Source organism: Burkholderiales bacterium (genome assembly GCA_036262035.1).
Classification (GTDB): Bacteria; Pseudomonadota; Gammaproteobacteria; order Burkholderiales; family SG8-41; genus JAQGMV01.
On record DATAJS010000027.1, the window covers coordinates 193,068 to 210,433 of the forward strand.

Here is a 17,366-nt window from a genome sequence, read left to right on the forward strand (position 1 = left end):
CGGAGATACGGCCGCCTTACACCACCTTCGATTCGCGCAGCTTCGCGATCTTCGCCTCGTCCATCCCGAGGAACTCGCGCAGGATCTCGTCGGTGTGCTGGCCGAGCGTCGGCGGCGGCAGCTTGGGCTCGATCGGGGTCGCCGAGAACTTCATCGGGCTCGCCACCAGCGGCACGGTGCCCGCGGTCGGGTGCGGCAGGTCGATGCGCATGCCGCGCGCGATCACCTGCGGCTCCTCGAACACCTGCTTGATGTTGTTGATCGGGCCGTTCGCGACGCCGGCCTCTTCCAGCGCATTGACCCAGTCTTTGGTCGTGCGCTTACTGAAGACTTCGTTGAGGAGCTTCGTGATCTCCTCGCGGTTCTCCACGCGTTTCGCGTTGGTCGAAAAGCGCGGGTCTTTCGCAAGGTCCTGGCAACCTGCCGTATCGCAGAACTTGTTGAACAGGTTGTCGTTGCCGCACGCGAGGATGATGTCGCCGTCGCTCGTCTTGAAGGTCTGATAGGGAACGATGTTCGGGTGCGCGTTGCCGATGCGCCCCGGCACCTCGCCGGTCGCGAGATAGTTCATCGCCTGGTTGGCGAGGATGGCGACCTGCGTGTCGAGCAGCGCCATATCGATGTACTGCCCGATACCCGTCTCGGCACGATGCGCGATCGCCGCGCACACCGCGATCGACGCATACATGCCGGTCATGATGTCGACGATAGGAATACCGACCCGCTGCGGCCCGCCGCCGGGCAGATCGTCGCGCTCGCCGGTGATGCTCATGATGCCGCCCATGCCCTGCGCCATGAAGTCGTAGCCGGGGCGGTCCTTGTACGGCCCGGTCTGGCCGAAGCCCGTGACCGAGCAGTAGATGATGCGCGGATTGATCTTCTTCAGATCCTCGTAGCCCAGGCCGTAGCGCGCGAGGTCGCCGACCTTGTAGTTCTCGAGCAGCACGTCGCACTTGGCGGCGAGATCGCGCACGATCTGCTGGGCTTCGGGCTTGGTGAGGTCGAGCGTGATCGACTTCTTGCCGCGATTGGCGGCACAGAAGTACGCCGATTCCTTGGTGTCCTTGCCGCTCGCGTCCTTGAGATAAGGCGGCGCGAACGCGCGCGAGTCGTCGCCCTTCACCGGGCGCTCGACCTTGATCACTTCGGCGCCGAGATCGGCAAGGTTCTGCCCGGTCCACGGCGCGGCGAGCACGCGCGAGAGGTCGAGCACACGGATATGCGAGAGAGGTCCGGGCATGGGTCTGGTCCTAGATTAAAGCGTTAACACGGAGGACACGGAGGAAGGCACGGAGGGCACGGAGGGCACGGAGAAAAAACAATCAGGTCGTATCGCGTGATGGGTCAGGACACTCGCACCCGCGTTGTTTTCCTCCGTGTCCTCCGTGAACCTCCGTGTCCTCCGTGTCGAAGCTTTTGAACTTAACGTCCTACGAACTTAGGTTTACGTTTAGCGAGAAAGGCATCGTAGCCGATGCGATAGTCCTCGGTCCTGAAATAAGCGAAGTTCTCGCGGCGCTCGTCCTCGCCGAGCGGTGCCGCCCGAGGCGTAAGACGGCGCACGAACTGCTTGTGCCAGCGCGCGACGAGCGGCGCGCCTTCGGCGATGCGTTTTGCGCTCGCGTGCGTTTCTTCCTCCAGCCTGTCGTCGGACACGACGCGCGTGAGCAATCCTTTCGCGAGCGCTTCGTCGGCATTCCACACGCGGCCTTCGACGAGGATCTCGAGCGCGGCGGCGCGGCCCGTCACCGGCAGGATCGCCTGCAGCTCGCTGTACGCGATCGCGAAACCGAGGCGGTTGATCGGCACCCCGAAGCGGCCCGATTCTCCCGAAATACGCAAGTCGCACTGCGAAGCGATCTCGAGGCCGCCGCCGACGCACGGACCGTGGATCATCGCAATCGTCGGATGCCTGCATTCCCCGACCGCGTTGAGCGCGCCGTAGACGTATTCCTCGTGATACACGCGGCCCTGCGCTTCGTTGTCGCGCGCGGTCGCGAACTCCGCGATGTCCGCGCCCGCGGCGAACGCGTCGCGCCCGCTGCCGCGGATCACGATGCAGCGCAAGCTCTCGTCCGCCGAGAGCTTGTCGACCTCGACCTTCAGCGCGCGCCACATGTCCACGGTCAGCGCGTTGAGCCTGGCCGGGTTGTGCAGCGCTACGGTCGCGATGGCGCCGTCGCGCGAGACGAGGATTTCGGGCATGGCGGGAAAGGCTTTGGATTCTAGCCCACGGTGCGTTGACACGCATCGGGGCGGACGCTAGCGTTCACGCATAACAAAGCCGTGGCGGCGGCGCTCGATCGCCGGTCCAATCACACACTGGAGGAAACATGATTCGCCTGCTGTCTGCTGTCGCGCTCGGCCTTGCAGTCACCGCCGCCTTCGGCCAGGAAAGCTACCCTTCGCGCGCGATCACGATCATCGTGCCCAACCCGCCGGGCGGCATGAACCAGATCACCGCGCAGCCGATGTCGGCGGTCATCGAGAAGCTCACCAAGCAGCCCGCGCCGGTCGTGAACAAACCCGGCGCCACCGCCGCGGTCGGCACCGCTTACGTCGCGCAGCAAAAGCCCGACGGCTACACCATCCTCGTGACGACGCCGAACATCTATCTCGTCGTCGAGAAGAACAAGGCGCAGCACGTCGACGCGCCCTACAAGCTCGAGCAGATCCAGCCGCTCGCGCTCACCAGCGCCGATCCGCTGGTCCTCACGGTGCAGACCGAGAGCCCGTGGAAGACGGCGAAGGAGTTCATCGCCGAAGCCAAGGCGAAGGACGGCCAGCTCGCGTTCTCGAGCTCGGGTCCGTACGGGGTCACCCACGTGCCTTTCGCGCAGTTCCTCGATCTCGCGGGCTTGCGCATGCGGCATGTCCCGACCACGGGCGGCGGCCCGGCGGTGACGCAGCTCCTCGGCGGCCATGTGCAGGCGACCGGACAAGGGCTCGCCGCGGTCGCGCCGCACATCAAGGGCGGCAAGCTGCGTGCGCTCGCGTCCTGGGGCGCGAAGCGCCATTCGAGCCTCCCCGACGTCGCCACGTTCAAGGAGCTCGGCTACGACCTCGAGGCGTACCTGTGGGTCGGTCTCTTCACGACCGCCGGCGTGCCCGAGCCGACGCTGAAAGCGATGCGCGACCTGATCCGCCGCACCATGACCGATCCGCTGTACAGGCAGGCGATGGAGAAAGCCAGCGTCGAAGTGGATTACCGCGACACGCCCGACTTCATGAAGTTCTTCCAGGCCGATTACAAGCGTCTCGGGCCGTCGGTCGAGAAGCTCGCGAAAGAAGAGAAAAAATGAAGATTAAAAGCGTCGAACCGATCGCGGTCAGCCTGCCGCTGGCCAACCCGATCAAGATGGCGGGCGTGGTGCTCACCTCGGCCGAGAACGTGCTCGTGAAGCTCACGACCGACGGCGGGATCGTCGGCTGGGGCGAAGCCGCGTCGGCGCCGAGCATGACCGGCGAGACGGTGGAGAGCATGGTCGCGGCGATCCGTTACCTCGCGCCCTACGTCGAAGGGTCGGAGCTCGCCGACCTCGACGGCATCGACGAGCGCGTCGACCGCGCGCTCTACGGCAACAAGGCGGCGAAATCGGCGGTCGAGATCGCGCTGATGGACGCCCTCGGCAAAGCTTCGGCCAAGCCTGCATACGAGCTCCTCGGCGGCAAGCGCCGCGAGCGCGTGCCGATGCTGCGCATGATCGCGGCGAGCGATCCCAAGGCCGATGTCGAGGAAGCGAAGCGCTGCAAGGCCGAAGGCTACGTCGCGTTCAAGGTGAAAGTCGGCACCGGCGCGCCGTCACGCGACGCCGAGCGCACCCGGCTCGTCCGCGAAGCGCTCGGGCGCGACGTGCTCGTGTGCTCGGACGCGAACCAGGGCTGGTCGGTCGAAGAAGCGCTGGAGTACGTGCGTGCGCTCGAAGGCGCCGGCCTCGACTTCTTCGAGCAGCCGATCATGGGCCACGACATCGAAGGCATGGCGCGCATCGCGGCTGCGACGAAGATCGCGATCGGCTTCGACGAAGGGCTGCACGGCCTCGCGGACGTGAAGCGGCATCACTCGGCACACGCCGGCGCGGGCGCGAGCCTCAAGACCATCAAGCTCGGCGGCATGCGCCAAGTCTGCCGCGCGGCGGCGCTCATGCACGAGCTCGGCATGAAAGTGAACCTCGCGGGCAAGATGTCGGAGTCGGGCATCGCCACCGCCGCGGTGCTGCACATCGCCGCAGCAGTTCCGTCGGTCGACTGGGCGGTGAGCCCGACCAGCCCGTATCTCGCCGAAGACGTGCTCGCGAAGCCGCTCACGTTCGAGCGCGGTCACGCGATCGTACCGTCGGGCGTGGGGCTCGGGATCGAAGTCGACGTAGATCGGGTGCGCCGGTTCGCTCTGCGCTGAAAAATGAACCGCAGAGGACGCAGAGGACGCGGAGGAAAACCAAAACCATTCTTGAGCAAGACGTCTTCGTCGAAAGTGACCGCCGGTCTTCCTCTGCGTCCTCTGCGTCCTCTGCGGTAAATAACGCCCTTAAACTTTGATGCAGGCGACGTAGTGTCCCGGCTGCGCCTCACGCAGCTCGGGTACGACCTGTTTGCATTCTTCGCTCGCGAGGGGACAGCGCGTGTGGAACACGCAGCCCTGCGGCGGATTCAACGGGCTCGGCACTTCTCCGCCCAGGACGCGATGCTCGCGCGTCGCTTCGACCGCCGGATCGGGGATCGGCACCGCGTCGAGCAGCGCCCTGGTATACGGATGCAGCGGGTTCTCGTACAGCGCGTCGCGGTCGGCGATTTCCATCGCGCGGCCGAGGTACATCACCACGATGCGGTCGGAGATGTGGCGCACTACCGCCAGATCGTGCGCGATGAAAAGATACGTGAGCCCGAGCCGTTTCTGCAGGTCTTCGAGCAGGTTGATGATCTGCGCCTGTATCGACACGTCGAGCGCCGAGACCGGCTCGTCGCACACGATGAACGAAGGCTCCATCGCGAGCGCGCGGGCGATGCCGACGCGCTGGCGCTGCCCGCCCGAAAGCTCGTGCGGATAGCGCTGCGCCATGTATTCGAAGAGCCCCACCTGAGTCAGGAGCTCGGTCACTCGACGCCGCGCGGCTTCGCGATCGGGCTGCAGCTTGTACACGAGCAGGGGCTCGGCGACGATGTCGCCGATCGTCATGCGCGGGTTGAGCGACGAATAAGGGTCCTGGAAGATGACCTGGATCTGCCGGCGGTAGCGTCTCAGCGCGGCGCCATGCGCGCGCGTGACGTCCTCGCCGGCGTACCGCATCTCGCCCGCGGTCGGATCGTCGAGCCTGAGCAGCGTGCGCCCGACCGTGGTCTTGCCGCAGCCCGATTCGCCGACGAGGCCGAGCGTCTCGCCGCGGAACACGTCGAACGAGAGGCCGTCGACCGCGCGCACGACGGTCTTGCCGCCGGACAGCGCTTTCAGTCCCGTCGCCACTTCGAAGTGCGTCTTGAGATTTCGAACCGAGAGCAGCGGTGCGCCCCGGTCGATCGTCTTGGTCCCGGCGGCCGCTGAAGAACGCTGCACGAGGCCGAGCCCTTCGGCGCCGACCTGCGCCATCTCCAGCGCGCGCACGCAGGCCGACCAGTGCGCGGGCTCCGCTTCGACGAGCGGCGGCTGCGCGCACAGCGACTCGGGCACCTGCGCGGCGCAGCGCGGCGCGAAGCGACAGCCCTGCGGCGGGTCGAGAAGATTCGGCGGCATGCCTTCGATCGTCTCGAGCTTGAGCCCGCGCGGCCGGTCCAGCCGCGGCACCGAGCGCAGCAGGCCGGCGGTATACGGATGCAGCGGCTTCGCGAAGAGCGCGCGCGCGTCCGCCCGCTCCGAGAGCTTCGCCGCGTACATCACGTTCACGCGATCGGCGTAACGCGCGACGATGCCGAGGTTGTGCGTAATGACGACGAGCGCGACACCGAGATCGCGCGAGAGGTCTTTCATCAGCCGCAGGATCTGCGCCTGTATCGTCACATCGAGCGCGGTCGTCGGCTCGTCGGCGATGACGAGCTTCGGATTGCAGGCGAGCGCGATCGCGATCATCGCGCGCTGGCGCATCCCGCCCGAGAACTGGTGCGGATACTGGTCGAGGCGGCGCTCGACGTCGGGGATGCCGACCATCCTCAGGAGCTCGGCCGCGCGCGCACGCGCGGCGGCCTCGTCCATCTTCAGATGCAGGCGCAGCGGCTCCATGAGCTGGAAGCCGACCGTCAGCACCGGATTGAGCGAGGTCATCGGCTCCTGGAAGATCATCGCGATCTCGCGGCCGCGGATCGCTCGCATGGCTTCCTGCGGAAGCTCGAGGAGATCGCGGCCTTCGAACAGCACGCGGCCGCTCACCCGCGCGGTCGGCGCGAGCAGGCGCATGATCGCGAGCGAAGAGACCGACTTGCCGCAGCCCGACTCGCCGACCAGCGCGACGATCTCGCCGGGGTTGACGTCGTAGGAGATGCCTTCGACTGCGCGCACCACGCCGCGCGAGGTGACGAAGCGCACGTCGAGATCCTGGACTTCGAGGAGCGGCGGCATCTAGTGGATCGTCATTCCCGCGAAGGTGACGCGGTAAGCGTCATCCCCGCGAAGGCGGGGACCCATTTTGACGTTGAAATTCAAAATGGATTCCCGATCATTTCGCGCTCGCGCGCGGTCGGGAATGACGTCAAGGCAGCGCCGCCTCCAGCACGCGCGCCACGTGCAGCGCTTCGCGTTGCGCCCCGTCGTGGATCTGGTGCCGGCAGCTCGTGCCGTCGGCGACGACGAGCGTGTCGGCGTCGGCCTTGCGCACCGCGGGCAGGAGCGCGAGCTCGCCCATCTTCATCGACACGTCGTAGTGCTTCGCGTCGTAGCCGAAGCTGCCCGCCATGCCGCAGCAGCTCGACTGCACCGTTTCCACTTGCAGACCCGGCACGAGCTTCAGCACGCGCTCGACCGCACCCATCGCGCCGAACGATTTCTGGTGGCAGTGGCCGTGCAGCAGCGCTTTCTTCTGCGGAACCGCCTTGAGATCGAGCGTGAAGCGCCCCGCGTCGATCTCGCGCGCGACGAACTCTTCGAAGAGATAGGCGTTCAGCGCGAGCTCGGCCATCTCGCCGTCCGGATGCATGTAGAGGAACTCGTCGCGCAGCCCGAAGAGGCACGAAGGCTCGAGCCCGACCACCGCGACGCCGCGATCGACATAGGGTTTGAGCGTCTCCAGCATGCGCTGCGCTTCGCGTTGCGCTTCGGTCACGAGGCCGGATGCGAGGAAAGTGCGGCCGCAGCAGAGCGGGCGCGAACCGTCTTTCGGCGCAGGCGTGTGGACCGTGTAGCCGGCCGCTTCCAGCACTTTGATGGCCGCGCGCGCGTTCCCGGGCTCGAAGTAGCGGTTGAACGTATCGACGAAGAGGACCACTTCCTGCGTTCCCGTCTGCGCCGGCCGGTCTTTGAAACGGTCGCCCCGCCACTTCGGCAGCGCGCGCTGCGGCGCGAAACCGACGAAGCTCTTCGCGACGGCCGACAGCGCATTGGTCAGCGGCGCGAGCTTCGCCGCCCACGGCGCGTAGCGCGGCATGTAGGCGACCAGCCGGTCCTTGAACGTAAGCCCGTGGCGCTGATGGTAGTGGTGCAGGAACTCGACTTTCATCTTCGCCATGTCGACGCCGGTGGGACATTCGCGGCGGCAGCCTTTGCACGAGACGCACAGGTCGAGCGTGTCGAAGACTTCCTGCGAGGTGAGCGCGTCCGGACCGAGCTGGCCCGAGAGCGCGAGCCGCAGCGTGTTCGCGCGGCCGCGCGTGAGGTGCTGCTCGTCGAGCGTCGCGCGGTACGACGGGCACATCGTCCCGGCGTCGAACTTGCGGCAGTGGCCGTTGTTGTTGCACATCTCGACGGCCTTGTCGAAACCGCCCCACTCGCTCCAGTCGAGCACGGTGCGCGGCGGCCGGGCCTTGTAGCCGGGCTTGAAGCGGAACAGCGTGCGGTCGTCCTGCTTCGAAGGCTTCACGATCTTGCCGGGATTCAGCAAGCCTTTCGGATCGAACAGGCCTTTGATCTCTTCGAAGGTGCGGGTGAGCTTCGGCCCGAAGAACGGCTCGATCCACTCCGAGCGCACGAGACCGTCGCCGTGCTCGCCCGAATACGAGCCTTTGTATTGCTTCACGAGCTCGGCGGCTTCCTCCGCGATCGCGCGCATCTTGTGCGCGCCGTCGCGCCGCATGTCGAGGATGGGCCGCACGTGCAGCGTGCCGACCGAGGCGTGCGCGTACCACGTGCCTTCGGTGCCGTGCTTGTGAAAGACCTGGGTGAGCCGGTCGGTGTATTCGGCGAGGTGCTCGAGCGGCACCGCGCAGTCCTCGATGAACGAGACCGGTTTGCCGTCGCCTTTCATCGACATCATGATGTTGAGACCCGCCTTGCGCACTTCCCACACGTCGCGCTGGAGATTGGCGTCGGTGATCTCGACGACGCCGCCGGGGAAACCGAGATCGCCCATCAGCTCGACGAGCTGTTTGAGCTTCCTCGACTGTTCGTCGCGGTCGTCTCCTGCGAACTCGACCAGCAGGATCGCGTCGGGCTCTCCAAGGATGAACTGCTCGACGATCGGCCGGAACGCGGCGTTGTCGCGGGCGAGGCCGATCATCGTGCGGTCGACGAGCTCGACCGCGACCGGACCGAGCTTGACGATGTGCTTCGGGGCTTCCATCGCTTTGTAGAACGACGGGAAGTGGCACACCCCGAGCGTCTTGTGTTTCGGGAGCGGCGACAGATCGAGCTCCAGCGCGCGCGAATAGGCGAGCGTCCCTTCGGAGCCGACCAGCAGGTGCGCCATATTTAGCGCGGGGGGCAAGTAACTTGCCCGCCGCGCTTCTGCCGACGACGGCAGCATCATGTCGAGGTTGTAGCCGCCGACGCGCCGCAGGAGCTTCGGATAGCGGTGCTCGATCTCCTCGGACTCGCGGATCGCGATGTCGCGGATCTTGCGCACGAGGTCGCGATAGCCTTGCGCCCCTTCGAGCTTCGACAGGTCCTCGGGCACGTGACCGAAGCGATACGCCGCGCCGTCGGCCATCACCGCTTCGACCGCGCGCACGTTGTGCACCATGTTGCCGTAGCGGATCGAGCGCGAGCCGCACGAGTTGTTGCCCGCCATGCCGCCGATCGTCGCCTGCGCGCTCGTCGACACGTCCACCGGGTACCACAGACCGTGCGGCTTGAGATACGCGTTGAGGTGGTCGAGCACGATCCCGGGCTGCACCGTGACGGTCCGCGCGGCCTTGTCGAACGACACGACCTTGTTGAGGTGCCGGGAGACGTCGATGACCAGCGCTTCGCCGACGGTCTGGCCGCACTGCGAGGTGCCGCCGCCGCGCGGCAGCACCGGCACGCCGGCGTCGATGGCGATGCGGAACGCGGTCAGGGCGTCTTCGTCGCTCACCGGCACCACCACGCCGACCGGCTCGATCTGGTAGATCGAGGCGTCGGTGGAATAGCGCCCGCGCGAGCCGGCGTCGAACAGGACCTCGCCCCTGATCTCGCGCTTCAGCTTCGAAGCGAGCGCGGTGCGATCGGGCGTAGCCCTGACCGGACGGATCGGTATCACGGCGTCGTTCATTGCCTGCTCCCTTCGAGCGATTCCATGACGAGCACCAGCTTGTTCGCGAGATGCTCTCGCAGTATGCGCTGGAGCGCGATCCCGTCGCGCGCGACCAGCGCGCGCAGCATCTCTTCGTGCTCGGCCACCGCCTCGTCCCAGCGCTCGCGCGAGTAGTTGGCGATGTAGCGCGCGCGGCGCACGTTGGCGTTGAGGCTGCGATAGACCTCGGCCAGCGGCGCGTTGCCGCTCGCCTCCACCAGCTTCATGTGGATGTCCTGGTTGCAGCGGAAGTACTCGGCGAGCTCGCCGCGCGCGTGGTGCGCGAGCATCTGGTAGTGCAGCGCGCGGATCTCGTTGATCTCGTCGTCGGTGGCGTTGCGGCACGCGAGCTCGCCGGCGAGCGCCTCGAGCGCGCCCATCACCGCGAAGGTCTGTTTCACGCGCTCGGGTTCGAGCGGCGCGACGATCGCGCCGCGATTGGGCAGCAGCCGCACCAGGCCTTCGGACGCAAGGTACTTGAGCGCCTCGCGCAGCGGTGTGCGCGAAGTGCCGAGCGTCTCGGTCAGCACGCGCTCGTTCAGCTTGGTGCCGGCTTCGAGCGCACCGTGCACGATCATGTCGCGCAGGCGGTCGAGCACCGTTTCGTGCAGCAGGCGCGGCGCGGGCTCGGTCGCGGCACCGGTTGCGGAGGACGTGTGGAGGTCGGGTGTCATGGCAGTTTTGTATGCATAATAGTCGCTCGCGACGCCTGCCGCAAACCGGTGTAACGCCCTGAGCTTGCTGTGCTGCAGGAATGTGAGCGTGTGCTCACACCTTTCTTTGCATACAAAATTGGCTTGCGGCCGCTCTTCGTACGGCGTTAACATGACCGCCACTCTCACCCCGCGAGGACCTCCGCCATGGGCCACAACGCCGGCCGCCACTTCCTGCAGATTCCGGGACCCACCAACGTTCCGGACCGCATCCTGCGTGCGATCGACCACACCACGATCGATCACCGCGGGCCCGAGTTCCAGAAGCTCGGCCAGGAAGTGCTCGAAGGCCTGAAAGCGGTCTTCAAAACGAAGAGCCCGGTCGTCATCTTCCCCGCTTCCGGCACCGGGGCGTGGGAAGCCGCGCTGGTGAATACGCTCTCCCCCGGCGACCGCGTGCTCATGTACGAGACCGGCCACTTCGCGACGCTCTGGAACGGCATGGCGAAGCGTCTGGGCATCGTTCCCGAGTTCATCGCCGGCGACTGGCGGCACGGCGCCGATGCCGCGGCGATCGAAGCTCGCCTGGCGGAAGACAAGTCGCACACCATCAAAGCGGTCTGCGTGGTGCACAACGAGACGTCGACCGGCGCCACCAGCCGCATCGGCGAAGTGCGCAAGGCGATCGACCGCGCCGGCCATCCCGCGCTCTTCATGGTCGATACGATCTCGTCGCTCGCTTCCATCGACTACCGCCACGACGAATGGGGCGTGGACGTGACCGTCGCCGGCTCGCAGAAAGGCCTCATGCTGCCGCCCGGACTCTCGTTCAATGCCGTGAGCGACAAAGCGCTCGCCGCGGGCAGGACCGCGCAGCTCCCGCGCTCGTACTGGTCGTGGGAAGAGATGCTCGGACCGAACAAGAACGGCTTCTTCCCGTACACACCTTCGACCAACCTGCTCTACGGGCTGCGCGAAGCGCTGAAGATGCTGGTCGAGGAAGAGGGTCTCGCGAACGTGTTCAAGCGGCACGACCGCCACGCCGAAGCGACGCGGCGCGCGGTGCGCGCATGGGGTCTCGAGATCCTGTGCCAGAACCCGGAAGAGTATTCGAGCTCTCTCACCGCGGTGTTGATGCCCGCCGGCCACAGCGAGATCGCTTTCCGCAAGGTCGTGCTCGACCGCTTCGACATGTCGCTCGGCAGCGGCCTCGGCAAGATCGCCGACAAGGTCTTCCGGATCGGCCATCTCGGCGACTTCAACGATCTCATGCTGATGGGCACGCTGTGCGGGGTCGAGATGGGCCTCGAGCTCGCGGGCGTGCCGCATCGCAAAGGCGGCGCGGCCGCGGCGATGGACTATCTCAGCGGCGCCAGCCAGGCCGAGCAGAGACAGGCCGCGTGATCCGCACGCTGTGGGTGATCGGGGCGCTGTTCGCGCTCCCTACGGCCGCGCAGTCGCAGAGCTATCCGGTCAAGCCGATCCGGCTCGTCGTGCCGTTCGCCCCCGGCGGCGGCACCGACATCATCGCGCGCCTCATCTCGCAGCAGCTCGGCGAAGCGCTCGGCCAGCCCGTCGTCGCCGACAACCGCGGCGGTGCGGGCAGCACGCTCGGCACCGAGATCGTCGCAAAGGCGCCGGCGGACGGTTATACGCTGCTCCTGGGCAACATCAGCCTCGCGTTCAACGCGACGCTCTATCAAAAGCTCTCGTACGACGCGCTGCGCGATCTCGCGCCGGTGACGCTGGTCGCGGTGCAGCCGAACATCCTGGTGATCCATCCGTCGGTGCCGGCGAAGACGTTCAAGGATTTCGTGGCGGTCGCGCGCGCGAACCCGGGCAAGTACACCTATGCATCGGCGGGTGTCGGCTCCGGCACGCACCTCGCGGCGGAGCTACTGAAGATGCTGACGAAGACCGACCTCGTGCACGTGCCCTACAAAGGCACCGGCCCGGCGCTCAACGATCTGATCGGCGGCCAGGTGCACATGATGGTCTCGACGTTCGCCTCCGCCCTGCCGCACGCGAAGAGCGGGCGGCTGCGCGCGCTCGCGGTGACGACGGCGAAGCGCTCCAATGCCGCGCCCGAGGTGCCGACGCTGATCGAATCGGGTGTGGCGGGATTCGAATACAGCACGTGGTACGGGCTGCTCGCGCCGGCCGGCGTGCGCAAGGACACCGTGCAGAAGCTCAACGCCGTGGCGAAGCAGGTTCTCGCGCGCGACGACCTGAAACAGAAGTTCGAAGCGCAGGGCGTCGATGCGCTGTGGAATACGCCCGCCGAGTTTTCGGCGTATCTGAAATCCGAGACGGCGAAATGGGCGAAGGTCGTGAAGGCGACGGGTGCCAAGGCGGAATAGAAGTGACGGCTAAGGCGGTGACGAACAACTCCCTGCTCCTCTCGCGCGACGGTGCGATCGCGACCGTGACCCTGAACAAGCCCGATCGGCTCAACGCGCTCGACCGCGGCATGTGGCAAGCGCTTCGCGACACGATGCGCGCGCTGTCCGCCGAAGACGGCCTGCGCTGCATCGTGCTGCGCGGCGCGGGCGGCAAGGCGTTCGCCGCGGGCGCCGACATCGCCGAATTCGCGACCGAGCGCGCGAACGCGCGGCAGGCGAGCGGTTACGGCGAGCTGATCCACGAAGCGATGCAGTCGGTCGGGCATTGCCGGCACCCGACGGTCGCGCTGATCGAAGGCGCGTGCATTGGGGGCGGGCTCGAGATCGCGGCGATGTGCGACCTTCGCATCTGCGGTCGATCGAGCCGCTTCGGCGTGCCGATCGCGCGCCTCGGCCTCACCATGGGTTACGGCGAGCTCGAGGGCCTGCTCTCGCTCGTCGGCCGCGCCGTCGCGCTCGAGATCCTGCTCGAAGGCCGTGTGTTCGGCGCGGACGAAGCGTTCCGCAAGGGGCTCGTGAACCGCGTCGTCGAAGACGCCGACGTCGAGCGCGAAGCGTACGCGACCGCCGGGCGCATCGCCGCCGGCGCGCCGCTGGTCGCGCGCTGGCACAAGCAGTTCGTCGAGCGCCTCTTCCCCCGCGTCGACATTCCCCCGGAAGAGTGGAACGAAGGCTACGCGTGCTTCGACACCGAGGACTACCGCGAAGGCGTCGCGGCGTTCCTCGCCAAGCGCACGCCTGCGTTCAAAGGCAAATAAAAAGCATCGACACGGAGGGCACGGAGCTCCACGGAGGACACGGAGGAAAACAAATACCTACAATTCCGAACGTTGCCTTTCGCCGCATGCAAGGCGCCACGCCGCATAAAACCTCCGTGTCCTCCGTGCCTTCCTCCGTGTCCTCCGTGTTCAAGCTTTTGATGTTGCTTTTGGCGGCCTCGACCGCCTACGCCCAGGCCGACTACGCGCGCGAGAAGCGCTGGGCCGACGAGATCACGCCGGCCATCATCGTCGGGGATCCGGTGCAGCTCGAGCTCCCGTCGGGCCGCAAGTTTCTCGGCATCTACGCGCCGTCCAAGCCGGCTGCCCCCGGTGTCATCGTCATTCACGGGCTGGGCGTGCATCCCGACTGGAACCTGATCAACGCGCTGCGCAGCCGGCTCTCGGACGAAGGCTACGCGACGCTGTCGATCCAGATGCCGGTGCTGGCGGCCGACGCCAAGGCGGATCAGTACCCGCCGGTCTTTCCGGAAGCCGCCCAGCGCATCGCTGCGGCGGTGCGCTTCCTGCGCGCGAAAGGCCATCCGAAGGTCGCCGCCGTGGCGCACAGCCTCGGAGCTCGGATGGCGAACCACTACGTCGAGCGCGGCGACGGCCTGGACGCCTGGGTCGCGATCGGGATCACCGCGCCCTACAGCGGCGGCGAGCGCTTCAAAGTGCCGGTCCTGGACGTGTACGGCGAGCGCGATTACCCCGCGGTGCGCGATAATGCGCGGGAGCGCGCCGCCGTCCTCGCGCGCGTGAAGGGTTCGGCGCAGGTCGAAGTCGCCGGCGCGGACCATTTCTTCGGCGGACACGAAGCCGAGCTCGTTCGCACGATCAAGCTCTTTCTCGATCGACGCTTACGCTGATCGAGAACGAGCAGTGTTAAGTGTTTAGTGTTGAGTTGGTGGCGGCAGGCACCCACGCTTTTCACTCAACACTCAACACTTAACACTCAACACTCGTTCACGCAGTGAACCGTATAGACGCCTATCTCTCGACCGTGCCGCCTTCGCGGCTGCTCGCCGCGTGCCTGCTGCTGGTGAGCATCATCGGCGTGGTCGATTTCTTCACCGGCTACGAGATGAACTTCGCGATGGTCTATCTCGCGCCGATCTTCATCACCGCGTGGGCGCTCGGCACGCACGCCGCGATCGTGATGTCGATCATCGCGACCACCGCGTGGTACCTGTCGATCCTGCACATGCACTACAACTACTCCCAGCCGTGGCTGCACATCTGGGACGGCGGGATCCAGTTCGCGATGTTCGTCATCTTCGGCGTCGTGATCGCGAAGCTCAAAGCCGCGCTCGGCCACGCCGACGAGCGGTTCGCCACGGTGCTCGAAGGCCTGGACGCGGCGGTCTACGTGTCCGACCTCGAGACCGGCGAAGTCGTCTATGCGAACGAGCAGTTCCGCCGCGCGTTCCCGCCCGCGAGCAACGTGCCCGCGATCCCGCGCGACGTGAACCAGGGCGAGTTCCACGACCCCGCGCGCGGCAAGTGGTATCTGGTGCACTCGCGTCCATTGCGCTGGATCGACGGGCGCATGGTGCGATTGCAGCTCGCCACCGACATCACCGAGCGCCGCCGCGGCGAAGCGCTGTTCCGCCAGCAGCAGGAGAAGATGCAGATGACCGCGCGGCTGGTGACCGTCGGCGAGATGGCGACGACGCTCGCGCACGAGCTCAACCAGCCGCTGGCGGCGATCACCAACTACAGCATGGGCTGCGTGCGCCGCTTGCGCTCGGGCAACTGGCAGGAAGCCGAGATCCTCGAAGCGATGGAGAAGGGCGCGGCGCAGGCCGAGCGCGCGAGCAAGGTCATCCAGCGCGTGCGCTCGTTCGTCGCGCGCCGCGCGCCGAACCTCGTGCCGTGCGACATCAACGAGGTGATCTCCGGCGTCGCGTCGATGCTGTCGGTGGAGGCGCGCCAACTCTTCGCGACGGTCTCGCTCGATCTCTCCGACGTGATTCCGTACGTGCACGCCGACCCGGTGCTGATGGAGCAGGTGATCCTCAACCTCGCGCGCAACGGAATCGAAGCGATGGACGACAACCCGTCGGAGGAGCGCCGGCTCACGATACGCACGCGCGCGTACGAAGACGAGACGGTCGAGATCGAGATCGTCGATCGCGGCCGCGGCATCGACCCGCAGCAGGAAGCGAATCTCTTCACTCCGTTCTTCTCGACCAAACCGCAGGGCACCGGTCTCGGCCTGCACATCTGCCGCTCGATCGTCGAAGCGCACGGCGGCCATGTGTGGGTCACGCACAACGGCCGCGATCCCGGCGTCACTTTCCACTTCTCTCTCAAATCGGTGTACGCATGAACGCGCCCGCTCCCGCCACTCTGGTGTATGTCGTCGACGATGACGAAGCGATGCGTGATTCGCTTCGCTGGCTGCTCGAATCGACCGGCTATCGCGTGAGCGCGTACTCGACCGCCGAACGCTTCCTCTCGGCATACAAGCCGGGCATGGCGGCGTGCGTGGTGCTCGACGTGCGCATGCCGGGACTGTCGGGACTCGAGCTCCAGCAGGAGCTCAACCGCCGCGGCGAGCCCTTGCCGATCATCTTCATCACCGGCCACGGCGACGTGCCGATGGCGGTGAGCGCGGTGAAGAACGGCGCCTTCCACTTCCTCGAAAAGCCGTTCAAGGACGAGCAGCTGCTCGGACTGATCGAGCAGGCGGCCGTGATGCGCGAACCCGCTGCGACCGCCGGCGTCCGCGGCCGTTGCGCCGCAGCACGGCTGTCGACGCTGACCCAGCGCGAGCGCGAGGTCATGGATCTGGTCGTCGGAGGCTTGAAAAACAAGCAGATCGCCGAACAGCTCCGCATCAGCGTCAAGACCGTCGAAGCGCACCGCGCGCGGGCCATGGAGAAGATGGAAGTCAGCAGCGTCGCGGAGCTGGTGAAAGCGACGCTCGACGCGAAGTCCCGCGCCTAAGCGCCTCGAATCCAAGGCGATCTAACCGATTACACGTAGCGCCGGCAGGCGCCTAAGCGCGCCTTTGCGCCCCTGGCCCGGCCGCAGCATGCTGCGGCGCCGCGAAGGAGCGGGGTGGACTTTTCCGCTGCGCCGCACCGTGGAGTTTTATCCCTTGTACAGGGTTTTTCCTAATGGCCGTTCGACCGACGGGCCACCTAATATCGCGTTCCGTCGCTCAGCGGCGTCACTATTTCACACAAGTGGAGGGTACTCATGTCCAGTCATGCGGAAGCGCGGACGAAGGTCGCGCTACATGACAACAAGAACTTCATGTCGGGCCTGTTCTTCATAGGCACCGGCGCACTCGGCCTGTTCATGGCGCAGGACTATCCGATGGGAACCGCGCTGCGCATGGGGCCGGGTTATTTCCCCATCGTGCTGTCGAGCATGATCATCCTGTTCGGCATCTACTGCCTGATCCAGGGCCTTCTCAAACCCGAACCGCTGCCCGGCAACTGGTCGGTGCGCGCGCTCACCATCCTGCCGATCGCCACGATCATCTTCGGCCTGCTGATGGAGCACGCGGGATTCGTCCCGGCGCTGATCGCGCTCGTGCTGGTGTCGGCGTACGCCGGCAAGGAGTTCAAGTTCGTCGAGGTGCTCATCCTCGCGGTCGGCCTCACCATCGCGTCGTGGGCGCTCTTCATCTGGGGCCTCGGCCTCCCGTATCCGTTGTTCGTGGGGTACTAAGCCATGGAACTATTCAGCAACCTCTATCTCGGGTTTACCGTCGCGTTCTCGCTGCAGAACCTGTGGTTCTGCTTCGTGGGCTGCTTCCTCGGAACGCTGATCGGCGTGCTGCCCGGCATCGGACCGCTCGCGACCATCGCGATGCTGCTGCCGATCACCTTCAACGTGCCGCCGGTCTCCGCGCTCATCATGCTCGCGGGCATCTACTACGGCGCGCAGTACGGCGGCTCGACCACC

Annotated in this window: 15 protein-coding genes; 10 read left to right on the plus strand and 5 right to left on the minus strand. The window is 66.4% G+C overall.

Annotated elements, in window-relative coordinates:
• Window positions 1-16 precede the first annotated feature (16 nt).
• Window positions 17-1,240, minus strand: a complete 1,224-nt coding sequence (locus VHP37_27210) for a CaiB/BaiF CoA-transferase family protein (protein ID HEX2830066.1) — start codon at window positions 1,238-1,240, stop codon at window positions 17-19.
• Between the two features lie 182 nt (window positions 1,241-1,422).
• The gene (locus VHP37_27215) at window positions 1,423-2,205 is read right to left on the minus strand and encodes an enoyl-CoA hydratase-related protein (protein HEX2830067.1); all 783 of its coding nucleotides are present in this window, start codon (window positions 2,203-2,205) and stop codon (window positions 1,423-1,425) included.
• A gap of 128 nt (window positions 2,206-2,333) precedes the next feature.
• On the opposite strand from VHP37_27215, the gene VHP37_27220 reads away from it, so the two are divergent.
• Complete coding sequence (locus VHP37_27220) at window positions 2,334-3,302, plus strand: tripartite tricarboxylate transporter substrate binding protein (GenBank protein HEX2830068.1); 969 nt, start codon at window positions 2,334-2,336, stop codon at window positions 3,300-3,302.
• The gene (locus VHP37_27225) at window positions 3,299-4,399 is read left to right on the plus strand and encodes an enolase C-terminal domain-like protein (GenBank protein HEX2830069.1); all 1,101 of its coding nucleotides are present in this window, start codon (window positions 3,299-3,301) and stop codon (window positions 4,397-4,399) included. Before VHP37_27220 ends, VHP37_27225 begins: the two co-directional genes overlap by 4 nt.
• Window positions 4,400-4,528: 129 nt before the next feature.
• Here the strand turns inward: VHP37_27225 and VHP37_27230 are convergent, their stop codons facing one another.
• The 3 genes from VHP37_27230 to VHP37_27240 form a co-directional block, all read right to left on the minus strand.
• Window positions 4,529-6,547, minus strand: coding sequence for an ABC transporter ATP-binding protein (locus VHP37_27230; GenBank protein ID HEX2830070.1), 2,019 nt, complete (start codon window positions 6,545-6,547; stop codon window positions 4,529-4,531).
• A gap of 130 nt (window positions 6,548-6,677) precedes the next feature.
• Window positions 6,678-9,608: an FAD-linked oxidase C-terminal domain-containing protein gene (locus VHP37_27235; GenBank protein ID HEX2830071.1), complete on the minus strand. Its 2,931-nt coding sequence runs from the start codon at window positions 9,606-9,608 to the stop codon at window positions 6,678-6,680.
• Complete coding sequence (locus VHP37_27240; GenBank protein HEX2830072.1) at window positions 9,605-10,303, minus strand: GntR family transcriptional regulator; 699 nt, start codon at window positions 10,301-10,303, stop codon at window positions 9,605-9,607. The genes VHP37_27235 and VHP37_27240 overlap by 4 nt, the downstream gene beginning before the upstream one ends.
• Before the next feature lie 186 nt (window positions 10,304-10,489).
• Here VHP37_27240 and VHP37_27245 point away from each other — a divergent pair, with 186 nt between their 5' ends.
• The 8 genes from VHP37_27245 to VHP37_27280 all read left to right on the plus strand — a co-directional run.
• Complete coding sequence (locus VHP37_27245) at window positions 10,490-11,686, plus strand: aminotransferase class V-fold PLP-dependent enzyme (GenBank protein ID HEX2830073.1); 1,197 nt, start codon at window positions 10,490-10,492, stop codon at window positions 11,684-11,686.
• Window positions 11,683-12,642, plus strand: coding sequence for a tripartite tricarboxylate transporter substrate binding protein (locus VHP37_27250; GenBank protein HEX2830074.1), 960 nt, complete (start codon window positions 11,683-11,685; stop codon window positions 12,640-12,642). Before VHP37_27245 ends, VHP37_27250 begins: the two co-directional genes overlap by 4 nt.
• A gap of 17 nt (window positions 12,643-12,659) precedes the next feature.
• Entirely contained in the window at window positions 12,660-13,442 is a 783-nt protein-coding gene (locus tag VHP37_27255) for an enoyl-CoA hydratase-related protein (protein ID HEX2830075.1), read from the plus strand.
• A 161-nt stretch (window positions 13,443-13,603) separates the two neighbouring features.
• Window positions 13,604-14,314 carry a DUF3530 family protein gene (locus VHP37_27260; GenBank protein ID HEX2830076.1) on the plus strand — a complete coding sequence of 237 codons (711 nt, stop codon included), beginning with the start codon at window positions 13,604-13,606 and terminating at the stop codon, window positions 14,312-14,314.
• Between the two features lie 104 nt (window positions 14,315-14,418).
• Complete coding sequence (locus VHP37_27265; protein ID HEX2830077.1) at window positions 14,419-15,777, plus strand: ATP-binding protein; 1,359 nt, start codon at window positions 14,419-14,421, stop codon at window positions 15,775-15,777.
• Window positions 15,774-16,397: a response regulator gene (locus VHP37_27270; GenBank protein ID HEX2830078.1), complete on the plus strand. Its 624-nt coding sequence runs from the start codon at window positions 15,774-15,776 to the stop codon at window positions 16,395-16,397. Before VHP37_27265 ends, VHP37_27270 begins: the two co-directional genes overlap by 4 nt.
• A 255-nt stretch (window positions 16,398-16,652) precedes the next feature.
• Entirely contained in the window at window positions 16,653-17,129 is a 477-nt protein-coding gene (locus tag VHP37_27275; protein ID HEX2830079.1) for a tripartite tricarboxylate transporter TctB family protein, read from the plus strand.
• Between the two features lie 3 nt (window positions 17,130-17,132).
• On the plus strand, window positions 17,133-17,366 hold a 234-nt coding region (locus VHP37_27280; GenBank protein HEX2830080.1), incomplete at its 3' end, for a tripartite tricarboxylate transporter permease.